This window comes from Peribacillus sp. SIMBA_075 (assembly GCF_046534585.1).
The window spans coordinates 1-247 of sequence record NZ_JAWRYN010001287.1; the positions used below are offsets into that span (position 1 = coordinate 1).

1 protein-coding gene is annotated in these 247 nt (G+C 31.6%); it reads left to right on the forward strand.

Features of this window, described 5'->3' with window-relative positions; translation table 11 throughout:
- On the forward strand, positions 1-211 hold a 211-nt coding region (locus SB775_RS32490; protein ID WP_410865411.1), incomplete at its 5' end, for a zinc-binding dehydrogenase.
- Positions 212-247 lie beyond the last annotated feature (36 nt).

Consider the following 247-nt stretch of genomic DNA (forward strand, 5'->3'; position numbering starts at 1 on the left):
GTTTATGTTTACAAAAGCGATGTATGAAACTGGCGACATGATTACACAGCACGAACTATTAAATAAAGTAAGTGAACTTTTAGATGAAGGTATTTTAAAGACTACTCTAAATGAAACATTAACACCAATTAACGCTGAAAACGTAAAGAAAACACATGCACTGCTTGAAAGCGGAAGTACCATTGGGAAAATCGTTTTAGAGAAATTTTAATAATAAAAAGTCCGATTTCTAAATAAGAAATCGGAC